This window comes from Mesorhizobium sp. M7A.F.Ca.ET.027.03.2.1 (assembly GCF_003999175.1).
Taxonomy (GTDB): domain Bacteria; phylum Pseudomonadota; class Alphaproteobacteria; order Rhizobiales; family Rhizobiaceae; genus Mesorhizobium.
This window is the reverse complement of record NZ_RZOM01001194.1, coordinates 1-1,746: the sequence shown is the minus strand read 5'-3', so window position 1 is coordinate 1,746 and position 1,746 is coordinate 1. Positions and strand designations below refer to the sequence as shown.

The 1,746-nt window shown below is 58.9% G+C and carries 2 protein-coding genes and 1 pseudogene; 2 read left to right on the top strand and 1 reads right to left on the bottom strand.

Translation table 11 applies throughout. The annotated features are described in order from the left end of the window. The coding region (locus EN750_RS40105) for a hypothetical protein (RefSeq protein ID WP_210212790.1) at positions 1-252 on the bottom strand (252 nt) is incomplete at its 3' end. Positions 253-274: 22 nt separating this feature from the next. Between EN750_RS40105 and EN750_RS32865 the strand changes: the two genes are divergently transcribed. Beyond that, positions 275-1,210 carry a choline ABC transporter substrate-binding protein gene (locus tag EN750_RS32865; RefSeq protein WP_127266554.1) on the top strand — a complete coding sequence of 312 codons (936 nt, stop codon included), beginning with the start codon at positions 275-277 and terminating at the stop codon, positions 1,208-1,210. A gap of 123 nt (positions 1,211-1,333) precedes the next feature. Continuing rightward, positions 1,334-1,746 (top strand): annotated as a pseudogene (locus tag EN750_RS32860) (choline ABC transporter permease subunit); the annotation flags it as partial.

Here is a 1,746-nt window from a genome sequence, read left to right as displayed (position 1 = left end):
AAGTACAGCTTGGCCATGCCGCTCTTTTAAGCCGACTTGGCCTGACACGGGGAGGGGCGGTCGCCCGCATTCCCCTGAAAAAGCCGGCCCGTCTTCGAAAAAACCGTCCGGCATGACAAAAGCGCCTGATGTGTCGCTGATTGGCCAGCCCGCGCCGTTGATCGTGATTGTCTTAATGCTTGAAACCACACCAAAATGGTGTTTGGCTGACGAAACAAGGCGGGCATAGAAACCGTAGCTACGCTTCGCCAAGAATAACAATGGGAGACTGTCTATGTCGCGTATGAACTCTTTCGTCGCCGGCCTCGGCCTGGCGGCTTTTTTGTCCACCAGCGCTGCCTTTGCCGGCGATCCGGCGAGCTGCAAGGCGGTGCGCCTTTCCGATGTCGGCTGGACCGACATCCAGGCGACGACCGGCATCGCCTCCGTGCTGCTGACCGCGCTCGGCTATGAGCCGCAGACGATCCAGCTGTCGGTGCCCGTGACCATGGCGTCGCTGAAGAACAAGGATCTCGACGTGTTCCTCGGCAACTGGATGCCGTCGATGACCAACGACATCAAGGACTATACCGCCGATGGCTCGGTCGAGACGATCAGCACCAACCTGACCGGCGCCGGCTACGGCATCGTCGTGCCGACCTATGTCGCTGACGCCGGCGTGAAATCGCTGACCGATATCGGCAAGTTCAAGGACAAGTTCAACGGCAAGATCTATGGCATCGAGGCCGGCAATGACGGCAACCGCATCATCCTCGACATGATCAAGAACCCGAAAGACAACCTCGAAGGCTTCGAGCTGGTCGAATCCTCGGAGGCCGGGATGCTGACGCAGGCCGAGCAGTCGATGAAGAGCAATGAATGGATCGCCTTCCTCGGCTGGACGCCGCATCCGGTGATGGGTGCCATGAAGATCACCTATCTCGATGGCATGGGCGACAGCGGCTTCGGCGCCGCCACTGTCCATACCAATGTGCGCAAGGGTTACACCACCGAGTGCCCGAATGCCGGCAAGTTCATCGCCAACCTGAAGTTCAATCTCGATATGGAAGGCGAGATAATGGACGCGATCCTCAAGGGCGCTGACGCCAATACGGCTGCGACCGACTGGCTCAAGAAGCATCCGGACGCGGTTGCCCCGTGGATTGCCGGCGTGACCACGTTCGATGGCGGCGACGCCGCTGCAGCCGTGAAGACTGCGCTCGGAAGCTGAGCAGGTCTTGCGTTCGGCGTGACCGATCAAGAAGGGCAGTCACTGTAGAAAGGGCTGCCCTTTTTCATATCCTGTGACAAGATGACCGTCCGGCAAGGACGGCGACTGCCAAAGAGGGGCAAGATGGATCCGATTTCAAAATTCTTTGTCAGTTATAAGATCCCCATAGGCGAATGGGGCAAAGCGTTCTTCACCTTCCTTACCGACAATTTCAATACCTTCTTCCGCGGTCTCTCCGGCGGTTTGAATTTCCTGCTCGACGGAGTGGTCGACTCGCTGCTGCTGGTACCGCCCGTCCTTCTGATCGCGCTGATTGCACTGCTTGCCTATTATCTGCAGCGATCGAGAGGCTTGGCCGTGGCTGTCTTTCTCGGGTTGCTGTTCATCCTCAACCAGAACCTCTGGAAGCAGACGGTAGAGACGCTGGTGCTGGTGGTTGCCGCCGCCGCCGCCTCGATGGCCATCGGTGTGCCACTCGGCATCTGGGCCGCGCACAAGCCGAAGATCTACCGCTTCATGCTGCCGGTGCTCGACCT